Here is a 19853-nt window from a genome sequence, read left to right as displayed (position 1 = left end):
GACCACTCCATCGCGTAGCCCAGGTCGGGAGGCCGACCGATAGCGTTCGGTCGCTCTTGACGGTTCGGAATCCCGAGCGTAATTTACCAATCAGTCAATTCTACCCGTGACTATCGGTAACACACACATGTGGCTCTCACCGGCAGGCGCGGGCCCGGCCGTCCAGCGAAGGAGCAATGGCGCTCATGGAACACCCCACGGCATTCACTCAGCACCCCGCAGCCGACCGTCGATCGCGCGTACTCGATCGTCTCGCACGCCCGATACTGGACGCAGTCCTGCCACGAATCGACTCGCGCGTCCTGGATTCGACCAGGCCGTTCAGGACACCGGAGATGATGCGACCGCACGCCGAGTCCCGGCGGTGGGCATGGACGCACTACGGAGTGTTCCTCCCCGAGCTACCCGGCCCGCACCGCTACCTGAACACGATGACCTTCATCGGTGCGACTGGTGCACTGGCCTTCGACAACGACTACCTCGCCGCCGATGACGCCCGCGACACGGCCACCGTCCTGTCGTCTACTGCTGCCGAGGGGCAACACCACTACCGCGCCTACGACACCGGACGCGACTGCTCTTTCGCCGACGACGGCTCCCGTCTCGATTGGGGCCGCGAGCTCAGCATCACCGGGGCGTATCCCTATTTCCACGTCCGTGGTCAGTATGACGATTTCGACGTGAGCCTCGATATCCGAGCGACGGACCAGGTTTCGTGGTTCGTCCGCACCCCCTTCTACGACCACCTCAGCCTGTTCGCGACCGCCACCGGAACCCTGACCGACAAGACCGGCACGGTCGCCATCGAACAGACGTTGTGCACGTTCGAATACGCCCGTTGCATGTCGCCACAATCGGTTACGGCACAGGCGCTTCCGACACAACGCAAGCTCCCCGTCGACTTCTTCACCTACCAGATCATCAACCTCGACAGTTCGACGCAGGTGCTGCTCACCGAGGTTCGCGCCGCCGGCGCGGTCGCGTGCCTGCTCGCGCATGTACGGTGCGTCGACGGGACAACGCGGGTGTACGACGACGTCGCCATGACGGTTCTGTCCTATCAGCCGAAACCGCTGGTCGATCCTCGCGGCCGCCCGATGCGCGTCCCGCAACAACTGCGCTGGCGGGTGCGCGATGCGGCGGGTGCGGAGGTCCTGACATTCGACGCCGAAGTCGACAGCCCGCTCCGTTACGGGCACGGCCGCGGCTATGTCGGCGCCTACACCTACCGAGGAACCTGGCAGGGCCGACGTTCGGTCACGGGAAGCGGCTATCTGGAGTGGATCGACTGCGAACCGGGGCAGTGACCACGGCACACTCCAGCATCGTTGTCTCGACCTGAAGATTCACCGTGATTCGGCATCCACGGCGTCGCGCGACGCCGTGGAGCTGTCCGGTCCCTCAGGGCGCGTCCAACACGCTTGCCGGAACCCCGTAGGGCAGAAACCGCACCCGCCGGCGATCGTCGGTGTTGTCACGATGTGCGCGTAAAGCCTCGAGCTCGGTCGGAAACACCTGGTCGACGCTGGCCTGGCCGGTGTCGCCGATGCTGAAGATCGCCCACACCCCGCTGCCGGTGTCGCCGGTGGTCTCGCCCTCTGGCATCGGCGGACGTGGCTGCTCCGGCTGGAAGAACTGACCGAACAGCGACGTCAATGTACCGACGTCGGCACGATCGACGTGGCTCAGATAGTCACCAGCTTTTCCGAGCAGGTCACGCAGTTCGGTTCCTGCCTCGCGCAGCGCACGTTCGAAATCTTGCGGATCGATGCCGAAAGGTTCATTGGTAGCCATCGCATCTGCTCCTGGGGACGAGTTGGGTGCTCCGTTCCTCAGTGTCCTCGCGAAACGTCGACTTCGCCACGACGACGGTTCCGAGCTCATGGCGTCGGTGTCTGGCGGGCCGTTTCGATATTCACCTCGTCGTAGGCGATGACCACCCGCTCCTGCTGCGTTGGCACTTGTGTCGTTGCGCGTGCTCCGAGAATCTGGATGCGAGCTACGACATCAGGGGCGATATCGGACACGACGATGGTCAGGGTGTCGCGTGCGTCCGGGTGAGTCGCGCAGTGCTGGATCCAGTCGGCGAACTCCGGCCCGAGCTCGTCACCTCGAACGATGTAGCCCTCGCCGCCGACACGGCCTGGGCGAAATCCCCCGATCGCTGTCGCCCACCCCATGATCTCGTCCAACGCGATCGCGTACCAGGCTGCGCCGACGCTCGTGAGGAATTGGGCCAGTTCGTCGTCGCAATCGTGCCTCGACATGTGTGATTTCCCCCTCGTCGCTGCCATGAAAATTTCGGATGACAGTCAGTCGAACCTGATTCATTATGGGCGGGGAGATTCGAGGGGGAGTGCGGTGGGAACAGCAGTCGACTACGAGATCTATGTCCGGCCCGCGGAGGTCGAGCACGCACTGCAGATATTGGCCGATCGAGCCGCTCGACCGCTGCAGGTCGCAACGAAAGTGTTGTTGCCCGACCGACGGCAAGTGGACCTGCCCTATCGCGTTGGCGGAATCGTCGACCGGTCGTTCGTTGATTGCAGGAGGGGCAACGACCTCGATCTCTTGCTGGCGATGCGAGTCGACGTCGACGAGGAGATCGCCCACCGGTACAAGCTTTTCGAGTCGGTCATGTTCACTGAGATCGAGGGGAAGTTCTACCGCTACCGAGACGATCTGAGCGCCGATGAGATGGTGGACCTCTTCGAACTCACCGCCGAGGAACAACTCGCGCGGGGCGCCCTCGTCACGACCGGGACAACGCAGGTCAACGTGCGACTGAAGGTCCAGTTCGCCAGTCGGTTCGTCCCCTCGTGCGCACGGATACGCGTCTTCTCATGGTCGACCTCGACGCACTTCCTGTTCAGTCGTTCCCCCGCGTTCCATCGGATTTTCGCCGAGCTCGCGCGCGCCACGGATGCGGTGGGCTGGATGTATGGCGTCGAGCCTGACGACGAGAAGATCGTGTACTGGCTCAACGGCGAACCGACCGGTCGAATGGCGGTGCCGGGCAAGAGATTCGCGAACATCGGCGAACTGGCCGATGCAATGCGATCCTCAGCCATGGACGATCCGGCGGATCACTGATGCTGCGTACCCGGAGCGTTCGGTCGGGTCACCCAGCGCCAGAGAATCGGATTGGTGCGAAGTCTCCGTTTGCCGCCGACGATGCAGTTGCGGCCGTCGGAGCGGGGTGCGAAATGGGCCGTCGGACCACCAGGTGCCGAGCGCACGCGACTGCTCAGCCGTGCTGTGAAACCGCATCGCTTTGACGCCGCCACATTTCATAGTTCCCGCATTCCGCCGTGATCTCAGCCGTCGCCTGAGCTGCGGTGAAGAAGTCGTCGGCGAGCGGTGAGGTGCGCGATGCCGCCATCGCGAGGTACACCTGGTCGGGCGCCAGATCCGGGACGGGCACGTAGCTGATGTCCGGACGTGAGTAGAACACGGTCTCCGAACGCCCCACGAACGAGATTCCGCGGCCCGCCGCGACGTGTTCGAGCTTCTCCTCCACGCCGCGCACCCGAAGCCCTGAGTCGGGGAGCGGGCGCGTGGTGGGCTGCGTGCTCGCGTCGGCATGCCAGATCAGCGGCTCACCGGCCAGGTCGGCCTCGGAGACCTCCTCCTTGCCTGCCAACCGGTGATCGGCGGGCAGCACCACCATGAGCGGCTCGGTGTAGAGCTGAGTCAGGCGCAGACCGGTCTCGTTGATGGGCAGCCGCACATAGCCGACGTCGACGCGGCCGTCGAGCAGCATCGGGGCCTGGTCGTCCCATTCCATGCGCTGCACGTCCACGACCACGTCCGGATGCTGAGCCTCGAACGCCCGCGCCGCTGGGATGACCGGAATGCCGACCCGAAAGCCGACCACCAGCCGATGGCTGCCGCGGGCGGCGACGGCCACCCGGCGCCGGACCGCGTGCGCGGAGGCGAGCAGCGGACCGGCGTCGGCCAGCAGTTGTCGGCCCGCGTCGGTCAGCGCTACGCCGTGGCGATCTCTGGTGAACAGTTCTGCGCCGAGATCGTGTTCCAGCGCACGGATCTGCCGACTGAGCGCCGGCTGCGCGATGTGCAGCTCATCGGCGGCGCGGCCGAAGTGCAGCCTGTCGGCGACGGCGGCAAAGTAGCGCAACTTGCGCAGATCCAGATCCATGGCGCCTCCTGGTCCGGTGATGCCTCCAAGGTATCACCACGGCTGAATTGGGTCTTGGACGCCAACTCGACCCAGTGGCATCGTTCATGGGGCGCAAGCGAATTCGGAATCGAACCAGAATTCGCACGTCAGTGATCGGTCCCCTCCATCGCGTCATTCGACGGCATTGACGAGCGCAACAAGAAACCGAACTGTTTCGGATACCCATCAATTCAAGGGAGTTATCGTGGGAAAGCTCGATGGCAAGGTAGCGGTAATCACCGGCGGATCCACCGGCATGGCACTGGCCGGCGCCAAACTGTTCGTCGAGGAAGGAGCGCACGTCTTCATCCAGGCCCGGCGCCAGGAAGCGCTGGACGCCGCCGTCGAGCTGATCGGACGCAGCGTCACCGCCGTCCAGGGTGATGCGTCCGATCTGGACGACCTGGACCGCCTGTACGACACCGTCAAGCGGGAAAAGGGCTCGATCGACGTGCTGTGGGCCAGCGCCGGGACGGGCGAACCCGCCGTCCTCGGCGAGATCACCGAGGAACAGTTCCACCGCTCCTTCTGGCTCAATGCGCGCGGCACCCTGTTCACGGTGCAGAAGGCACTGCCGCTGATCAACGACAACGGCTCGATCTTCATGACCGGATCCAACGCCTCCCTCGGTGCCTTCCCCGGCTGGAGCCTCTACGCCGGAAGTAAAGCCGTCCAACAGGCTTGGGCCCGCGTCTGGCTGAACGAATTGCGTGACCGCAAGATCCGGGTCAACGTCCTGACCCCGGGCCAGGTCGCCACCGCCAAACAAGAAGAATTGTTCGACGAGGCCACCAGGGCCGAATTCGAGTCGCTCATCCCCCGCGGGAAAATGGGCCGCCCAGAAGAAATCGCCACCGTCGCACTATTTCTCGCGTCCGACGACTCCAGCTATGTCAACGGTCTGGAACTGGTCTCCGACGGCGGCACCACCGCCATCTGAACCACACGGCAACGGGGTAGGCCACTGGGATTTCGCCCTCGGTGTCGGCGAGTTCACCGGCTGAGCCCCGGTCCGAGCAGTTCGATTCAGATCAGAGAAGGACGGACACATCCATGAGCAGCATCAGTTTCATCGGTCTGGGAACCATGGCCCACGCCATCGCCACTCGCGCGGTCGCCGGCGGCAACATTGTGCAGATCCTCGGCCGCGACTCGGCCAAGGCCGAGGGCCTGGCTGCCGCGCTAGGCGGCGGTGCCACGGCCGGGACATTCGGCACCGTCCCTGCCGGCGACATCGTCGTCCTCGCCGTGCCGTACACCAGCGCGGTATCGGTCGTCGCCCGGTACGGGGATGCACTGGCAGGCAAGGTCATCATCGACATCACCAATACCTTCAACGCCGACGCCACCGGGCTCGTCACTCCGGACGGTACGTCCGGTGCGCAAGAGATCGCCGAGGCCGCCCCCGCGAGCGCGCACGTCGTGAAGGCGTTCAACACCGTCTTCGGTCACATCATCGCCCAGGGCCGTCCGTTGGACGTGTTCTTCGCCGGAGATGACGCGCGGGCCAAGGCCGGCGTGTCGGCGCTCATCGAGAGCCTGGGACTGCGTCCCTTCGATGTCGGCGGACTCGAGATGGCGCGCTGGCTGGAAGGGGTCGGTCCGCTGCTGATGGGCCTGGCCCGCCACGGCGTGGGGAGCTTCGACGTCGCCCTCAGCGTAGACATCGCCGACTGAGTGGGCGCGCACCGCCATTTCTTCCGCCGCATCACGCACAAGGAGCAATAACATGCGCGTTTTCGTCACTGGCGGGACCGGCCATTCCGGTTCGTACATCATCCCCGAACTCGTCACCGCCGGGCACGAGGTCACCGGCCTGGCCCGGTCGGACACGGCCGCGGCGGCCCTGTCCGCGCTCGGCGCGAAGGTACGCCGCGGCGACCTGGAGGATCTCGACGGGCTCAAAGACGCGGCCGCGGATTCCGAGGGCGTCATTCACGTCGCGCACCGGCAAGACCTGCTTCCCTCCGGCGGGCTCGACGCCGTGGCCGCCGCGGAACTCCCGATCATCCTCGCCTACGGCGAGGCACTCGCGGGAACCGGAAAGCCGTTGGTCGCGGCGGGGAGCATCGGCTCAGCCGGGAACCTGGGCCGGCCGGCCACCGAGGAGGACCCGGCCCTTCCGGGCGGCGATGAGTACAAGGGCACCCTGCGGGTTCGCAATGTCGTGGAAACCGCCGTAGTCGACCTCGCTGAGCAGGGAGTGCGGTCTTCGGTCGTGCGGTTTGCCAACATCGCGCACAGCACGACCGATCGTGGCGGGTTCCTCGTGCAGCTGATCGCGCTCGCGAAGGAGAAGGGTTTCGTCGGCTACCCCGGAGACGGCGCGAACCTGTGGAACGCCGTGCACGTCCGCGATATCGCCCCCGTGTTCCGCCTGGCTTTGGAGAAGGGGCCGGCCGGCAGATACTGGCACGCGGTAGGGGACGGGGCCATCCCACTCCGGGATATCGCCGAGGCCATCGGCAGCCGACTGGGCCTGCCCGTCGTGAGCATTCCCTCGGACGTACTGATGGTGCCGGGATACTTCGGGTTCCTCGCGAACATAGTCACGCAGAGCTACCCGGCGTCCAACCTCATCACCCGCCGGACCCTCGGCTGGGAACCCGCTCAGCCCGGCCTGCTCGCCGATTTGGATAACGGCCATTACTTCCCCGGGTAGGGAGCCTGATCACAAGGACTGCCACACGATCGGGCGGCAGTCCTTGTGATCAGTCGTGAGTTCGCTGTGGCGACGCGGACTTTCAACCCGCTGCGTCAGGGCATCCGTGGAAATCGAAATCTGTTGTGAAAGGACAGGAAAGACTGTTCCACCCGCCATTTTGCTCCAACCCGACCGACGTGAGCAGGGGTGCATAACAAACGTCTCACCCCAGCGAGTGGTACCACCTCAACACCCCCGATGGCCGGAGCCGCGGCGTCGGATGCCGTCTGGCGATGGTGCGCAGTTCGAAAGGGCGAGGTGAATGTTGTCCCAACCTTGATCAGACATTGTTGCGCCGTCAGACCGGCCACGGGCGCCCGGCGGCGTGCACATGGTCGGAGGCTGAGGCGGGTCGGCTAGATGTCGGAAGCGTAGGTGTAGAAGTGATCCACGACTTCGACGAGAAGGGCGGCCCTTTGCGCCGAAGACGGAACGGGGGCAGACCAGCGAAGACGGGCGAGTTCGCGGCGTTCCGTTGCTTCGCGCTCAACGGCACCGATCGCCGCAGCCCTGTCGTGCAGGATACGGCGATCGGCGGCAACATTCGCTGGCACAACCAGCACGCCCGCCCGACCCGAAACTTCGCTGTCGGTGCGAAGATCCGGCGGTAAAATTACCCAACCAAGGTCGCCTGACGCGGCATTAGATGATTCCTAACCCGGCTGTCGAGTTGTACAGCAACCAGTCGTACCAGAGCTGATACCGCGCCTGTGGCGCCTTGGTCTCCAGCATTCGATCCGTGCTGTCCTTGCGGCCGGAGCTGACCCATACGCTGTCGTACGAGCCGATGTGGGCAGTGACAGTGAGGGGCCGGAATACAGTGTCCCGCCATCCCGAGGAAATGTAGTCGATCAGCTCGCCGAATACCCAGGCGGAAATGGTTCCGACCACCAGCCCGAACGGCCCTCCGATGGTCGTACCCACCTTGACCAGAGCGTCCTGAACCTGCTTCTTGATCTCCTTCGTGACCCGATCCAGAAATGTTTGCATAGCCTTACCATTGTCTCGTTCGACTAGCACGAGTGTCACGAGATAGGCCTTGGGGAAGGAATTTCCGCGCTCTGTGATATCGAAATTCGTGAAGGTTCGCGGGGGATTGTAGTGCTTGATTTCCTTATTGTTGAAACTCCCGAGTTTGATCGGCTTGATGGTTTTTGTGTCACCGCTTTCATCGACAGATGTGCCACCGAGCCACATGTCGTCTTCGCCGATGTGACCGCCGAACGGGCTGTTGGTCTCGTTGGCGCAGCGGATCTGGGTCACTCGCAGCAGGAGGCTATCCGACCGCGTCGCTCGAGCGGGTGCATGCTGGGGGATCATCCCGCGCAATGTGCCGAGGAACGCCGGATTTTGCAGTTTCGCGAGGTCCGCGGCGGAGAACTTCAGGTTGGGGATGGCGAAAGCGGAGCCTTGCGAGGCGATCGGAGTCCGTGTCTGCAGATCTACCCCGGCCAGTTCCCCGAGATGCGCCGTGCGGATCGCGGTGGTATTCACCCGCTGGATAGCGGCGACTCCGGCGGCGGCCCGCTTCTTTTCGGGCATGGTGTCGAACCAGCTCGCCAAAATATTCTCGGCGGAATCTCGTTGAGTGGGCAGCGGGAACCGTGCTGCGTCGGCAGCGTGTGCGGCGACTTTATCTGCCGCCAGTTCGAGCTGGCGAACCACGCGCTCGCCAATTTTGCGCAGTTTCGGATCGATGATATCGCCGAGCTGCGAATCGATGCTGTTGATGGCCATGTCGATTTCCTTTCGTGTTTCATCACTTCGATGAGAACTCGACACTATGTATGAATTCTTTGGCGCACTTCGGTGCTGACACCGAAAAGGGCACCGTGGTAGCCCGGATGCGGTCGGCGCGTTCGCGACACATGCTGCTGTGGAGGTGATGAACGGCTGCAGTCAGTAGCCCGTGGGTAGATCGAAGGAAGTGCTCCGGATGTGCGGAATCAACGACAATTCGAGGTCGACGGTGGAGCGCGAGCGCACGGCCGTCATCGATGCGGTCGACTATCTGCGGCCGCAGTTAGCCGCCGCGCACGATCCGCGCGTCGTGTGGTGGCCGAGCTCGATGGCCGAGGAACGGGAGACGCGCCTCACGATCGGACTGATCGAAGGCGGCTTCGATCAGTCGGTTGCCGACCTGGACGGCGTCGGCATCACCGTCCGGTGGTTCGGTGGCGGACGGACTGCTCCACTGTGGTTCCGCGAACACGGGGCCTTCTCCGCATCGCTGTTGGTCGGACAGGGCATATTTCGACTGCGCGGAACCGTGCCACGTGCGCGCCTGAACGTTGCCTGCACCGCGTCAGCGGACGGCGTCATCCGGCCCGATGATGTCGCCACCGCCATTCGATGGCTGACGTCTTCGGGTGCAGACGTGATCGTGATCCCGCTGGGCCAGCCCAACGCTCATGCCGGACTGACCGCCGCGCTGCGGGCAGCGACCCACGCCGGGATCGCCGTGATCGCGGCAGCGGGCAACTCGGCAGCAGGACCGATCCTCTTCCCGGCGAGTGACCCACGATGCCTGGCAGTCGGGGCATGCACCGCGACTGGTGCGCTGCTACCTGGTTGTGTGAGCGAACCGCAGGTGGACCTGTTCGTGCGCGGCGACCGGGTCCGCGCACCTGTCCGCGGACGGTTGCTGCGAACCCGCAGCGGGACCTCGGTCGCGTGTGTACTTGCGGGAGGGCTCGCGACTACTTTGATGACCGAATACGGTCGGACTGCTGCGATCGAATACATGGCGCGGCGGCGGAAATCAGTTAGGGATTGAAGTCGCCGATCGCTCGCGGCAACCCAGTTCGGCAAAGCGGCGTCGCTGGGCTACAGGCCCGCGCCACCTAGAAACCAGCTGACATCGACGCGAAGCTCGCCAAGCTGACCGCGGTACGTAACACATTGCGCGCCGCCCTTGCCGCAGACTGTGATGACCTGCTCGCATGCAGCGAAAGCCATATCTGCCCAGTCCCTTTCGACGACCTGAACCGCAATCGAGTATGGGAGACAGCGGCTGTGGCTACTGAATCGATCACGAGGACGGTCATCGTGTTCGGGCTCGGTCTACGGGTACGCCACCACGATCACAGCATCCTGAACCGGATATCTAGGCTCTGGCCATGACCGTGGTGAGCTCGATCCTGCTGTTCGTTCTTGCTGCAATCGCCGAGATCGGCGGTGCTTGGCTGGTCTGGCAGGGCGTGCGTGAGCATCGTGGCTGGGCATGGATCGGCGCCGGAGTCATAGCCCTGGGGATCTACGGTTTCGTCGCAACGTTGCAGCCCGACGCCAACTTCGGACGCATCCTCGCAGCCTATGGTGGCGTGTTCGTCGCCGGATCACTGTTGTGGGGGATGGCGCTGGACGGCTTCCGTCCCGATCGGTGGGACGTAGTCGGCGCGGTGATCTGCCTGGTCGGTGTCGCAGTCATCATGTACGCGCCGCGCGCCGCTTGATCGGCTGGTCAGTCGCAAGACACATCGTCGACGGCAATCGGTAGATGGACAGATTTGCCGGGCAGCCCCGGGGAAACCGTCGGGGTACAGCCTGCCTGAAATCAACAAGGCAATGAGTACGGGCCGCAAGTTCATCGCCGCTGGGCCCAGGTGCTGGCCGATCGGATCCGTGAGGCTATTCAGCAGTAGGAGCGGCTCGCCCGCAACAATTTTCGCGGTGCTCGCCTAACCTGCTGCCCTGACCTTCCGGGCCTGGCGATGTCGCCGCATCTCGGCCCTGCCTCATGCGCTTCCGAACCACCTGAATGCCACCAAGTCGACCGGTGACCCAACGCCGGAGGAGCCGAACTCTACCGATATCCATTGCAAGGGAACCGAATTCATCTTTGCGGCGTCTAAGTCATTGAAGGGCCCCACGCCGAAGGCGCCGACGAACTCCAACGGTGCAACAACTCGACAGGAGTCGACTCGTGCTGATGACCTACGACGCGGAAGCAGCGCCGCGATGACCTATCCCCAATGGCCTCGCTAGCTAGCTCATCCAATTCTGTTGCACCGCAACAACAGGCACAACTTGCGATGCCCAAGCGGCAGGAGCCCGCAATGACCACCGCCGACCCGTACCGGCCCACCCCCGCGCGACTGCACAATGCGATCCTGGGTGGGAAGGACCACTACGCGCCTGACCACGCGCTGGCCACCAGCCTGGCGGCGAACAAGATCACGCCCGCGATCACCGAATCACGTCGCTTCATCCTGCGCGCGGTCGAGTACCTGATCGACCAGCACGGGGTTTCCCAGTTCGTCGAACTGGGCTGCGGCTACCCGCACGCCCCGAACATCCACGAAATCGCGGGAGACCGGAACGACGACCTCACCCGAATCCTCTACATCGACAACGACCCCGTTGTCGCCGCCTACGGCCGTGCCCTGCTGACGGGTCCGAACCGCTTCTTTACCGATACCGATCTGACCGACACTTCGGCGGTCCTCGGCGACATCATTGCCGTGATGGACACAGCCAGGCCGATCGCGGTGTTTGTGTCGGGGACCGCGGAACTGATCAGTGACGCTCCCGCGATGGTCACGGCGTTGACCGACCGCCTTGCTTCCGGGACATGGATGGTGTTCACCCACGTCACCGACGACGTCCACACTCACCAGATCCACTCAGCCACCCAAACTTTCCGCAGTGCGGGCATCGCCTACCACGCACGCGGGCGCGACGAGATCACGGCCATGCTCACCGGGTACCGACTCGTCACACCCGGCCTGATCGCCCCACACCGGTGGCGACCCGTCCCCGGCAGCGGGGTACGCGCACTCTCCACCACGCCGCGACACCGCGCGGCGTCGGATCTGAGTGCTTACGCTGCAGTGGGCCGACTCCACCGATGACCGCACTGTGTGCCTCGCGCCCAACGAGATCGGGACGACAGTAGGAGCGAGGACGCCCGGCGGCGTCGGCGTCAAACGGTGACAACGATTTTGCCGGTGTGGTGGCCCTGTTCCAGGTAGCGGTGGGCGGCGACGATGTCGCCGAGGGCGAACACGGTGTCGATGATGGGGCGCAGGGCGCCGGTGCGGATGCCGGCGGTCAGGAATGCGGTGATGCGGTGCACGGCAGCCGGGTCGAGGGTGTGCTCGAAGCTCATGTACCGGATCATGGTGATGGGGCTGGCCGGATACGGTGCCGGCCGGGGATCCAGCCAGCCGACGGTGATCAGCCTGCCGCTGAATCGCTTGGCCGCATCGGCGAGTTCGGCCAGGCCGGGACCCATGACCGAGTCCAACACGATGTCGGCGCCGATGCCGCTGGTGTGTCGGTGTGTGGCCTCGACGACATCGTCGCGGTCGGTGACGATGACGGCGACGGCACCGGCAGCCAGCAGGGTGCGTTCTTTTGCTGCGCTCCGGGTGACGGCCAGGGGGATGGCGCCGATCTGGTTGGCGATCTGGATGGCGGCCAGGCCGACACCGCTGGAGGCTGCGGTGATCAGGACGTGATCGCCGGGTTGCATCCCGGCCTTTTCGACGAGCGCGCCGTAGGCGGTGGAGTACGCCACCCACAACGCTGCTGCGCTGATGGCGTCCAGGCCGGCGGGCCTGGCGACGACCCGGTCGGCGGGGAGGACGAGGTGTTCGGCGTAGGTGCCGTTGGTGTCCATGTCGGGCACGGCCGTGACGATGACCGCATCACCGGTGGCCCATCCGGCGACTCCCGAGCCGAGGGCGTCGATCGTGCCGGTCGCTTCGATGCCGAGGCGGGCGTGTGGCAGGCGGATCGGTCGCGGTGACATGCCCGCGCGGATCATCTGGTCGAGTCGATTGATACCGACGGCTTCGACCTTGATCCGCACCTCGCCGGGGCCGGGGTCGCCGACCGGTTCGTCGACGATCTGCAGGACTTCGGGGGTGCCGGTCTCATCGAAGACGACGACTCGTGACATGGGGGGCTCCTGACCGCTCATCTATTTCTCGTACAGTCGTACTATGAATATAGATAGTACAGTCGTTCTAGGAATGTCAATCGTGGTGGATCGGGAGGCAAGTGATGGCAGGACGTCCGGTCGACTATCAGCGCAGGGACGAATTGCTCGACGCGGTAGTGGATTACATGGTCGAGCACGGGCTCTCCGAGCTGTCGTGGCGGCCCGTCGCCGCCGGCCTCGGCGTCTCGCCGACCACGCTGGTGCACCACTTCGGCACCAAGGAGCAGATGCTCCAGGTCGTCCTCGAGCGGTTACGGCGGCGCATGTTCGCCGCCACCAGTGATGCGGCGGGTCCGCATCCCGACCTGGCGACGGCAGCACGCGCGGCCTGGACTCGAACCTCCGACCCACGCATGCAGGCGGAGTTCCGGCTGTTCTTCGCCGCCTACGGCCGCGCCCTGCAAGCCCCCCAGCAGTTCGCGGACTTCCTCGACCACGTCGTCACCGATTGGATGACCTCATTGCGCAAGGCCCCCGACGTTGACCCCGAGACTGCCTCTCGCACAGCTACATTGGTGATCGCGACGATTCGTGGACTGCTGCTCGACCTACTCACTACCGGCGACCGGAACCGGGTCCAGGATGCTGCCGAAAGCTTCCTGAGCGCCCTCGAACGCCGACCGTAACCCTCGCCAACCCCTTGTGCGGCAGGACAGCAGGTGGCGCGAAGGTTGGAATGGATCGCCAGCACGGGTAAGGGCGAACTCCGGGACCTCAGGTTACAGGCGTTGATCCGCGCGTACTGTGGCCAGTACCTTCCAAGCCTGTAGTGCCGCACCGAGATCGCGTACTGCGGCGGGGTCGGTGAGGGAGCGGCCGGTGAGTTTCTCGATGTGGCGTAGGCGGTAGCGCACTGTGTTCGCGTGCAGGTAGAGCCGTTCGCCGGTGGTGGCCGCGGAACCGCCTGCGGTGAACCAGGTTTCGAGGGTTTCCAGGAGGCGGTGGCGGTCGTCGTGGGGGAGGGCGAGCACCTCGTGGAGGCGCAGGTCGACCATGCGCGCAGCCTCCAGTGGCGCGGCGGCGACGACCATGCCCAGCGGATTGTCGTCGAATCGGGCGACGCCGGAGGTGTGATCGCCGAGGCCGACCACCGCGAGCCGGGCGAAATGCAGCGCCTGCGGGGTGTCGGTGAGTGACTCGTACGGTGGGCTCATGCCGACGCGTGCTCGAAATTTGCGCAATGTGGCCAGCGTGGTGGACTCCTGATTCGCCGGGAGCGCGAGAACGCCGATCTGCTGATCCGGGCGGAGTCGCCAAGCGGAGATGATCTGCGCACGGCGCAACTCGGTTTCGATGCCGGGCAGCGCCTCCCGGCCCGCGGCGCTGACCTCCGCGGCGACCACCACGTAGCGTCCCCGCGGCGGCAGCCCGAGAACGCGCGTGGCCTCGCCGAGGGTGGCCGGGTCGGCGATGACGCCGGTGAACAACGCCTCGACCAGCACCGACCGCTCGTGCTCGCGTTGCAGCACGAGTTCTGAGCTCATCTCCCGGTAGGCGGCCGCGACGGCGACGGAGTACTCGCCTGCCAGCGCCCAGACCTCGGCCGCCAGATCGACGAGGACGGCGTCGGTGACCGCCGGATGCCGTCTGGCTTCGGCGACCAGTTCCGACCACAGGAATTCGAAGCCGATCCGGAAGGCGTGCAGGGTCTCGGCCAGCGGCACACCCTGCTGGGCGCGCAGCCTGCCGGTTTCCTTCGGCGGCTCGGGATCCACCGGTTCGGCGGTGGTGAAGTGCTGCACCATCAGCGTCAGATTGCGGGTGCAGGAGGTGCGGATTGTGTCGAACGGAACCTGGTTCTCGTTGCGGTAGGTCTCGAGTTCGTCGACGAATCGCCGGGCCAGCTGTAGTCCGAGATCGTCGATGCGCGCGAGCAGTGCCGCGGCGACGTCGACGATCGGGCTCGGTGGCGATGTTCGGACCATTTCCGCAGCTTACCGGGGGTGTGGTTGTTTCCGCGGACAATGCTTTCGCGGCGATGTTGTCCGGCGATCCATGGGATCGCGGTCACAGCGGTGCGACGATTTTCGCGTTGTCGACCGCTTTCGTCCCCGAGGATCTGCCGATGCCCGCTCTGAGCGAGAACCTGCTCCACTCCGCGCTGCGCCACCCGAACCGGCCTGCGCTGCGCTCGGGGACGACCGTGCTGACCTACGAGGAACTCGAGGAGCGCACTGCTCGGGTCGCCGCCTTTCTGCGCGAGCATGGGATCGAGCCAGGGGATCGGGTGGCGCTGATGCTGCCGAACGTGCCGGAATTCGTCGTGCTGTACTACGGCATCCTGCGATCCGGCGCGGTGGTCGTGCCGATGAACCCGTTGCTCAAATCGCGCGAAGTTGCCTATTACCTGCGGGATTCAATGGCGGCGCTGTTGTTCGACTGGGTCGACGGGCCGGGTGAAGGTCCGCATGGCGCGCAGGAAGCCGGGACCACGGCGCTCACCATCGACGCCGACCTTCTGGCCGAACTGCTCGCCGGGCACGACCCCCGCCGCGACGATCGCTCGATCACCGCCGAGGAACCGGCCGTGATCCTCTATACCTCCGGCACCACCGGCACGCCCAAAGGCGCCGCGCTGTCACATTCCGGGTTGGTCCACAACGCCGACGTCTATTCCACGACCGTGCTCGATATCGGCGCCGACGACGTGATCCTCGGCTGCCTGCCGCTGTTCCACACCTTCGGCCAGACCTGCGCGATGAACGCGGCGATCCGCAGCGGCGCCTGCCTGACCCTGGTGCCGCGCTTCGAGCCCGCGGCGGTCTTCGAGGCGATCGCGCGCGACGGTGTGACGGTGTTCGCCGGTGTGCCGACGATGTATTCGGCGCTGCTGCACGACCCCGGCGCCGCCGAGGCCGATGTCTCGACCTTGCGCCGCTGCGTCTCCGGCGGCGCCTCACTGCCGGTGGAGCTGTTGCACGGCTTCGAACAGCGTTTCAGCTGTGTGATTCTCGAAGGATACGGGTTGTCGGAGACCAGTCCGGTGGTCGCGTTCAACCATGTGGGACAGCCACGCAAACCAGGCTCGATCGGTACGCCGATCCGCGACGTCGAGGTCGAACTCGTCGACAGCATCGACGGAATCGGCGAGATCGTGGTGCGCGGCCCCAACGTGATGCTGGGGTACTGGCGCCGACCCGCCGACACCGCCACAGCGATACCTGAGGGCTGGTTTCACACCGGTGACCTTGCCCGCCGCGACGAGGACGGCTACCTCTACATCGTCGACCGCAAGAAGGACATGATCATCCGCGGCGGCTACAACGTGTATCCGCGCGAGATCGAAGAGGTGCTCTACGAGCATCCCGAGATCACCCAGGCCGCGGTCATCGGGATCGCCGACGCGCATCTGGGCGAGGAGATCGTGGCCGCCGTCGCCCTGCGCGTCGGCGCGAGCACGACCGGCGAGCAGATCCAGGAATTCGTCCGGGATCGGGTCGCGGCCTACAAATACCCGCGGCAGGTGTGGCTACTCGACGCCCTGCCGACCGGGCCGACCGGCAAGATCCTCAAACGCGCCATCACCGCTCCGTGAAAGCCGCTGTCGCACAACACTGTCCGCACATCACACAGGAGTGATCCATGTTCAGCTACCCCAGCAGTGACGGCACCACCATCCACGTCCGGTCCTGGCTGCCCGCCGGCGACGACGTCACCGGCGTGGTCCAGATCGCGCACGGCATGGGAGAACATGCCGCGCGCTACAGCCATCTCGCCGAACGTCTCGTGGCGCTCGGCTACGCCGTCTACGCAGCCGACCATCGCGGACACGGACACAGCATGGCCGGTGCACCCGGTGACCTCGGCGACAACGGCTGGAATCTGCTCGTCGAGGACATGGCGGCGCTCACCACGATCCTGCGCGAGCTCCATTCCGATCGGCGCGTGGTGTTGTTCGGGCACAGCCTCGGCTCGTTCGCGGTCCAGCAGTACCTGCTCGATCACGACGCGCTGGTCGATGCCGCGGTCCTGTGCGGTACCACCGCGGTGGATGAACTGTTCGTCGAGATCGCCGCCGCCGACGGCGACCTGCTCGCCCTGTTCAACCGGGAGTTCCAGCCGACCCGCACGCCCGCCGACTGGCTCAGCCGCGACGAGGCCCAGGTCGACGCCTACCTGGCCCACCCGTGGTGCGGATTCGAGATCGATGCGGTGAATATGGCATCGCTGGCGAAGCTGGGCAACGAACGGCTCGCCCGGCCCCGCGGCATCCGGACAGACCTGCCGCTGTATGTCATGGTCGGCGGCAGTGACCCGCTCAATGACGGTGCGCGACTGAGTGATCTGCAGGTGCGGCGTTACCGCGACGCGGGGCTCAGCGACATCACCTACCGCGTGTACCCGAACGCCCGCCACGAAATCCTCAACGAGATCAATCGCGACGAGGTGGAGAACGAACTCATCGCGTGGATCTCGCGGGACCGCGTTCCGGTGATCTAGGTGCCGGCGCGTCGATCCGAACGACCACGGCACTTCGATGTCGAGATCGATACCGCAGTGCCGTGGTCGGTCGTGGGCGGAACTCAGTGCACAGCAGCGACTTCCGGTGCGGGAACCACGCTGAGCAGAGCGTCGACGACGGTGTCGATCAACGCGTCGGCGCGTTCGGGCGACAGGAGTCCGTCGATGTAGCCGAGATTCAGCGACAACGCGTCGGTGCCGTGACCGACGGTCAGCATCATCAGACCGCTGATCGACATGCCGGAGACGACTTCGGCGCCAGAGACCTCCCAGTTGCCGATACGGGCAGGGAAGTCACGAGTGTCGACGAAGGTCAGGCACAGATTGCCCGGCCCGCGGGCGTCCAGCAGGCCGACCACCTTGTCCGGTCGCGCCGGTGTCTTGGGCAGCATGAATCCGATTCCACCCAGGTTGGCCAGGTGCTGGCGCTGTTCGATACGACTCGCGAAGTCGGTGGCGAAGTCGGTGGCCGTCTGCCACAGCGGTTGTCCCGCCGGTGTGGGAAGGGCGATCATCGCCTGGTAAGCACCGGTGTGGGTGGCGTCGAGCGGTCGCTCGAGCTGCTCGCGGAACAGCACCGAGACACCGACCGGGAAGTGGGCTCGCGGTGCATCGGCGTCGTTTCCGGCGGCGCGCGCGAGTGCGGCGGCGACCAGACCCGACAGTGGTACGTCGCGTGTGGCGCAGGCGTCGAGGAGTGCCTGGTACCGGGTCCCGTCCACCACTCGCCGCGTCAGCTTGGTGAAACGCTGCGTGGGCGCAACTTCGGTGCCCGCGCTGACTCGCACCGGCTTGACCCGCAGATCGCGCACCCCGTCGGCCGCCAGCCGGGCGATGGCCTTGCGCTTGCCTCGCCAGCCTTGGAAAGGCCGGGGGAACAACGCTTCCGGCGCGGGTGGCGCGGGCACTTCGGCAACCCAGCCGCCGGTTTCGGCGGCGAGCTCGAGCACCTGCCGGGCGAACGACAGCACGGTCACCGCGTCGGCGATGGTGTATGTGGAGGTCAGCACGAGGTCGTGGACGTCCGGTGCGACGGTGATCAAGGTGGCGCGCAGCAGCGGTGCCTCTGCTTCGAATCGTGTCCGCAATTCGGCGTCGACCTCGGCGGCCCAGTCCTCGGATATCACCTCGCGCAACGGAATCGGGGCAATCGCGACCGGGACGAAGCGTGGATTGCGGCCGTCATCGCTGCGCACTTCGGCATGCAGCATCGGATGCCGCCGAGTCAGCGCGGCCAGACCGGCGCGGACCGTATCGGCGTCGAGGTCGCCGGTGACGCGCACTCGCGAGACGATGTGCAGCGGCGCCACCTGATCCACGGTCCAGTGCCAGCGTTCCAGCGTGGACAACGGCCGCGGCAGCGCGGCGACCGGCTCGAGGTCGCCCAGCCCGGGCCACGTCATCGGTTCGGCGAGACTGGCCTGCAGTTTCGCTTCGGCGCTCTTGACGATGAAGCCGTCGCGAACGACGATCAGCGCACGATTGCGGGTCTGTTCGAGGCGGCCCAGCTTGCGGGATCCGTCGACGAGCATCGTGGTGCGCGGAATCCGCCGCTGTTCGTAGACCCGCAGTCCGGCCGCAGCGTCGTCGTGGGTGGCCAGCGCGTGCGCGAGCACCACCGCGTCCTCGATCGCCGAGTTCGCGCCCTGGCCCAGGCTGGGCAGCATCGGGTGGGCGGCGTCGCCGAGCAGGGTCACCCGGCCGCTGCCCCACGCGGTCAGCGGCGGGCGGTCCTGAGCGGGCAGTGCGAGAATGTCCGATTCCGGTGTGGCGGTGATGATCTGGGTGATCTCGGGCGCCCAACCCGTGAATCTGGCGAGCAGATCGTCTTTGCCGTGCGGCCAGTCCGCGGCCTGCTCGGCGGTGGTGGTCAGGGTGGCCCACCAGTAGACATTGCCGTGTCCGATGTCGTGGATGCCGAAGCGCATGCCCCTGCCCCAGTAGTGGATCGAGGCGCCGGGCTCGATCGCTGGGTGCGCGAACGGCACCAGCGCCAGCCAGCACACGAACTTGCCCGGCCGCGGAGCCTCGGCGCCGTGCAGCTGGGCGCGGATCGCGGAGTTGATTCCGTCCGCGCCGATCAGCACATCGGCGTTCAGGGTGCGGCCGTCGGTGAACTCGACCTGCACCGCGTCGGCGGTCTCGGTGAACGCGACCGCCTCGGCGCCGAGCTCTACCCGCAGGTCGTCGCCGCAGGCTGCCAGCAGCACGTCGTGGAGGTCTTTGCGGGCGAGTGCGACCGCGGGAGCGCCCAATTCGGCGTCGATGCCGGACACGTCGATGCGTCGCATGTCCGAACCGCCGGGCCGGCGAAAGGTGAACGATCGCGCCTGTGCGCCCGCTCGGAGCAGTTCCTCGTCGATGCCGAGATCGAGGGTGCGCAGGGCGTTCATCGCGTTCGACTGCACCGACAGACCGAATCCGGCCGCGCGCAGTTCCGGGCCGCGCTCGCACAGCACGACATCGATTCCGGCCCGGCGCAGGGCCGCGGCGGCGGTGAGACCGCCGATGCCTGCGCCGACCACTAGTGCCGACTTCACGGGTGAGTTCACTGGATTTCC

The 19853-nt window shown here is 65.7% G+C and carries 19 protein-coding genes; 12 read left to right on the top strand and 7 right to left on the bottom strand.

Translation table 11 applies throughout. The features are described from left to right. The first annotated feature begins 335 nt into the window (after positions 1–335). On the top strand, positions 336–1307 hold the full coding sequence (locus ACFVVI_RS32805; protein WP_378990419.1) for a DUF6670 family protein: 972 nt from the start codon (positions 336–338) through the stop codon (positions 1305–1307). Positions 1308–1401: 94 nt separating this feature from the next. On the opposite strand, the gene ACFVVI_RS32800 is transcribed toward ACFVVI_RS32805, so the two are convergent. Both ACFVVI_RS32800 and ACFVVI_RS32795 read right to left on the bottom strand, forming a co-directional pair. Continuing rightward, positions 1402–1794: a hypothetical protein gene (locus tag ACFVVI_RS32800; protein ID WP_387448422.1), complete on the bottom strand. Its 393-nt coding sequence runs from the start codon at positions 1792–1794 to the stop codon at positions 1402–1404. Between the two features lie 86 nt (positions 1795–1880). Continuing rightward, positions 1881–2267, bottom strand: coding sequence for a hypothetical protein (locus ACFVVI_RS32795; RefSeq protein ID WP_387448419.1), 387 nt, complete (start codon positions 2265–2267; stop codon positions 1881–1883). Between the two features lie 94 nt (positions 2268–2361). Here ACFVVI_RS32795 and ACFVVI_RS32790 point away from each other — a divergent pair, with 94 nt between their 5' ends. After that, positions 2362–3093: a hypothetical protein gene (locus tag ACFVVI_RS32790; protein WP_387448416.1), complete on the top strand. Its 732-nt coding sequence runs from the start codon at positions 2362–2364 to the stop codon at positions 3091–3093. Positions 3094–3247: 154 nt separating this feature from the next. Here ACFVVI_RS32790 and ACFVVI_RS32785 read toward each other — a convergent pair whose 3' ends face one another. After that, positions 3248–4159 (bottom strand): LysR family transcriptional regulator, encoded by a 912-nt coding sequence (locus ACFVVI_RS32785; protein WP_387448413.1) that lies wholly within the window; start codon positions 4157–4159, stop codon positions 3248–3250. Positions 4160–4385: 226 nt separating this feature from the next. On the opposite strand from ACFVVI_RS32785, the gene ACFVVI_RS32780 reads away from it, so the two are divergent. The 4 genes from ACFVVI_RS32780 to ACFVVI_RS32765 all read left to right on the top strand — a co-directional run bounded on the left by ACFVVI_RS32780 (position 4386) and on the right by ACFVVI_RS32765 (position 7495). Continuing rightward, a complete protein-coding gene (locus ACFVVI_RS32780) occupies positions 4386–5120 on the top strand; it encodes an SDR family NAD(P)-dependent oxidoreductase (RefSeq protein ID WP_379218653.1) in 735 nt (244 codons plus the stop codon). 113 nt (positions 5121–5233) lie between these two features. After that, entirely contained in the window at positions 5234–5857 is a 624-nt protein-coding gene (locus ACFVVI_RS32775) for an NADPH-dependent F420 reductase (RefSeq protein ID WP_387448410.1), read from the top strand. A gap of 52 nt (positions 5858–5909) precedes the next feature. Continuing rightward, a complete protein-coding gene (locus ACFVVI_RS32770) occupies positions 5910–6842 on the top strand; it encodes an SDR family oxidoreductase (protein ID WP_387448407.1) in 933 nt (310 codons plus the stop codon). Positions 6843–7267: 425 nt separating this feature from the next. Then, positions 7268–7495, top strand: coding sequence for a hypothetical protein (locus tag ACFVVI_RS32765; RefSeq protein WP_387448404.1), 228 nt, complete (start codon positions 7268–7270; stop codon positions 7493–7495). A gap of 31 nt (positions 7496–7526) precedes the next feature. On the opposite strand, the gene ACFVVI_RS32760 is transcribed toward ACFVVI_RS32765, so the two are convergent. Beyond that, positions 7527–8621: a hypothetical protein gene (locus ACFVVI_RS32760; protein WP_387448401.1), complete on the bottom strand. Its 1095-nt coding sequence runs from the start codon at positions 8619–8621 to the stop codon at positions 7527–7529. Positions 8622–8820: 199 nt separating this feature from the next. Between ACFVVI_RS32760 and ACFVVI_RS32755 the strand changes: the two genes are divergently transcribed. The 3 genes from ACFVVI_RS32755 (at position 8821) to ACFVVI_RS32745 (ending at position 11737) form a co-directional block, all read left to right on the top strand. After that, positions 8821–9660: a S8 family serine peptidase gene (locus ACFVVI_RS32755; protein ID WP_387448398.1), complete on the top strand. Its 840-nt coding sequence runs from the start codon at positions 8821–8823 to the stop codon at positions 9658–9660. 343 nt (positions 9661–10003) lie between these two features. Beyond that, positions 10004–10339 carry a YnfA family protein gene (locus ACFVVI_RS32750; protein ID WP_387448395.1) on the top strand — a complete coding sequence of 112 codons (336 nt, stop codon included), beginning with the start codon at positions 10004–10006 and terminating at the stop codon, positions 10337–10339. A 603-nt stretch (positions 10340–10942) separates the two neighbouring features. Further along, positions 10943–11737, top strand: coding sequence for an SAM-dependent methyltransferase (locus tag ACFVVI_RS32745; RefSeq protein ID WP_387448392.1), 795 nt, complete (start codon positions 10943–10945; stop codon positions 11735–11737). Positions 11738–11808: 71 nt separating this feature from the next. Here ACFVVI_RS32745 and ACFVVI_RS32740 read toward each other — a convergent pair whose 3' ends face one another. After that, complete coding sequence (locus ACFVVI_RS32740; protein ID WP_387448389.1) at positions 11809–12789, bottom strand: zinc-dependent alcohol dehydrogenase family protein; 981 nt, start codon at positions 12787–12789, stop codon at positions 11809–11811. A 104-nt stretch (positions 12790–12893) separates the two neighbouring features. Between ACFVVI_RS32740 and ACFVVI_RS32735 the strand changes: the two genes are divergently transcribed. Next, positions 12894–13457, top strand: coding sequence for a TetR/AcrR family transcriptional regulator (locus ACFVVI_RS32735; protein WP_387448386.1), 564 nt, complete (start codon positions 12894–12896; stop codon positions 13455–13457). A gap of 93 nt (positions 13458–13550) precedes the next feature. Here the strand turns inward: ACFVVI_RS32735 and ACFVVI_RS32730 are convergent, their stop codons facing one another. Next, a complete protein-coding gene (locus ACFVVI_RS32730) occupies positions 13551–14756 on the bottom strand; it encodes a PucR family transcriptional regulator (RefSeq protein WP_387448383.1) in 1206 nt (401 codons plus the stop codon). Between the two features lie 140 nt (positions 14757–14896). On the opposite strand from ACFVVI_RS32730, the gene ACFVVI_RS32725 reads away from it, so the two are divergent. Together ACFVVI_RS32725 and ACFVVI_RS32720 are read left to right on the top strand one after the other, a co-directional pair. Further along, entirely contained in the window at positions 14897–16366 is a 1470-nt protein-coding gene (locus ACFVVI_RS32725; RefSeq protein WP_387448380.1) for a long-chain fatty acid--CoA ligase, read from the top strand. A 47-nt stretch (positions 16367–16413) separates the two neighbouring features. Next, a complete protein-coding gene (locus tag ACFVVI_RS32720; RefSeq protein ID WP_387448377.1) occupies positions 16414–17271 on the top strand; it encodes an alpha/beta fold hydrolase in 858 nt (285 codons plus the stop codon). Between the two features lie 83 nt (positions 17272–17354). On the opposite strand, the gene ACFVVI_RS32715 is transcribed toward ACFVVI_RS32720, so the two are convergent. Next, entirely contained in the window at positions 17355–19844 is a 2490-nt protein-coding gene (locus tag ACFVVI_RS32715) for an FAD-dependent monooxygenase (protein ID WP_387448374.1), read from the bottom strand. Positions 19845–19853: the final 9 nt, after the last annotated feature.

Source organism: Nocardia sp. NPDC058114, assembly GCF_042884695.1.
Lineage (GTDB): Bacteria > Actinomycetota > Actinomycetes > Mycobacteriales > Mycobacteriaceae > Nocardia.
Note: the sequence above shows the minus strand (reverse complement) of the source record. Positions and strands in the feature narration are given on the sequence as shown.

Bases quoted from the DNA above. Each gene is read 5' to 3' on its own strand.
- ACFVVI_RS32735 (WP_387448386.1), top strand. From the start codon at position 12,894: ATGGCAGGACGTCCGGTCGACTATCAGCGCAGGGACGAATTGCTCGAC.
- ACFVVI_RS32800 (WP_387448422.1), bottom strand. From the start codon at position 1,794: ATGGCTACCAATGAACCTTTCGGCATCGATCCGCAAGATTTCGAACGT.
- ACFVVI_RS32805 (WP_378990419.1), top strand. From the start codon at position 336: ATGATGCGACCGCACGCCGAGTCCCGGCGGTGGGCATGGACGCACTAC.
- ACFVVI_RS32770 (WP_387448407.1), top strand. From the start codon at position 5,910: ATGCGCGTTTTCGTCACTGGCGGGACCGGCCATTCCGGTTCGTACATC.
- ACFVVI_RS32745 (WP_387448392.1), top strand. From the start codon at position 10,943: ATGACCACCGCCGACCCGTACCGGCCCACCCCCGCGCGACTGCACAAT.
- ACFVVI_RS32755 (WP_387448398.1), top strand. From the start codon at position 8,821: ATGTGCGGAATCAACGACAATTCGAGGTCGACGGTGGAGCGCGAGCGC.
- ACFVVI_RS32740 (WP_387448389.1), bottom strand. From the start codon at position 12,789: ATGTCACGAGTCGTCGTCTTCGATGAGACCGGCACCCCCGAAGTCCTG.
- ACFVVI_RS32785 (WP_387448413.1), bottom strand. From the start codon at position 4,159: ATGGATCTGGATCTGCGCAAGTTGCGCTACTTTGCCGCCGTCGCCGAC.
- ACFVVI_RS32730 (WP_387448383.1), bottom strand. From the start codon at position 14,756: ATGGTCCGAACATCGCCACCGAGCCCGATCGTCGACGTCGCCGCGGCA.
- ACFVVI_RS32725 (WP_387448380.1), top strand. From the start codon at position 14,897: ATGCCCGCTCTGAGCGAGAACCTGCTCCACTCCGCGCTGCGCCACCCG.
- ACFVVI_RS32795 (WP_387448419.1), bottom strand. From the start codon at position 2,267: ATGTCGAGGCACGATTGCGACGACGAACTGGCCCAATTCCTCACGAGC.
- ACFVVI_RS32750 (WP_387448395.1), top strand. From the start codon at position 10,004: ATGACCGTGGTGAGCTCGATCCTGCTGTTCGTTCTTGCTGCAATCGCC.
- ACFVVI_RS32775 (WP_387448410.1), top strand. From the start codon at position 5,234: ATGAGCAGCATCAGTTTCATCGGTCTGGGAACCATGGCCCACGCCATC.
- ACFVVI_RS32720 (WP_387448377.1), top strand. From the start codon at position 16,414: ATGTTCAGCTACCCCAGCAGTGACGGCACCACCATCCACGTCCGGTCC.
- ACFVVI_RS32760 (WP_387448401.1), bottom strand. From the start codon at position 8,621: ATGGCCATCAACAGCATCGATTCGCAGCTCGGCGATATCATCGATCCG.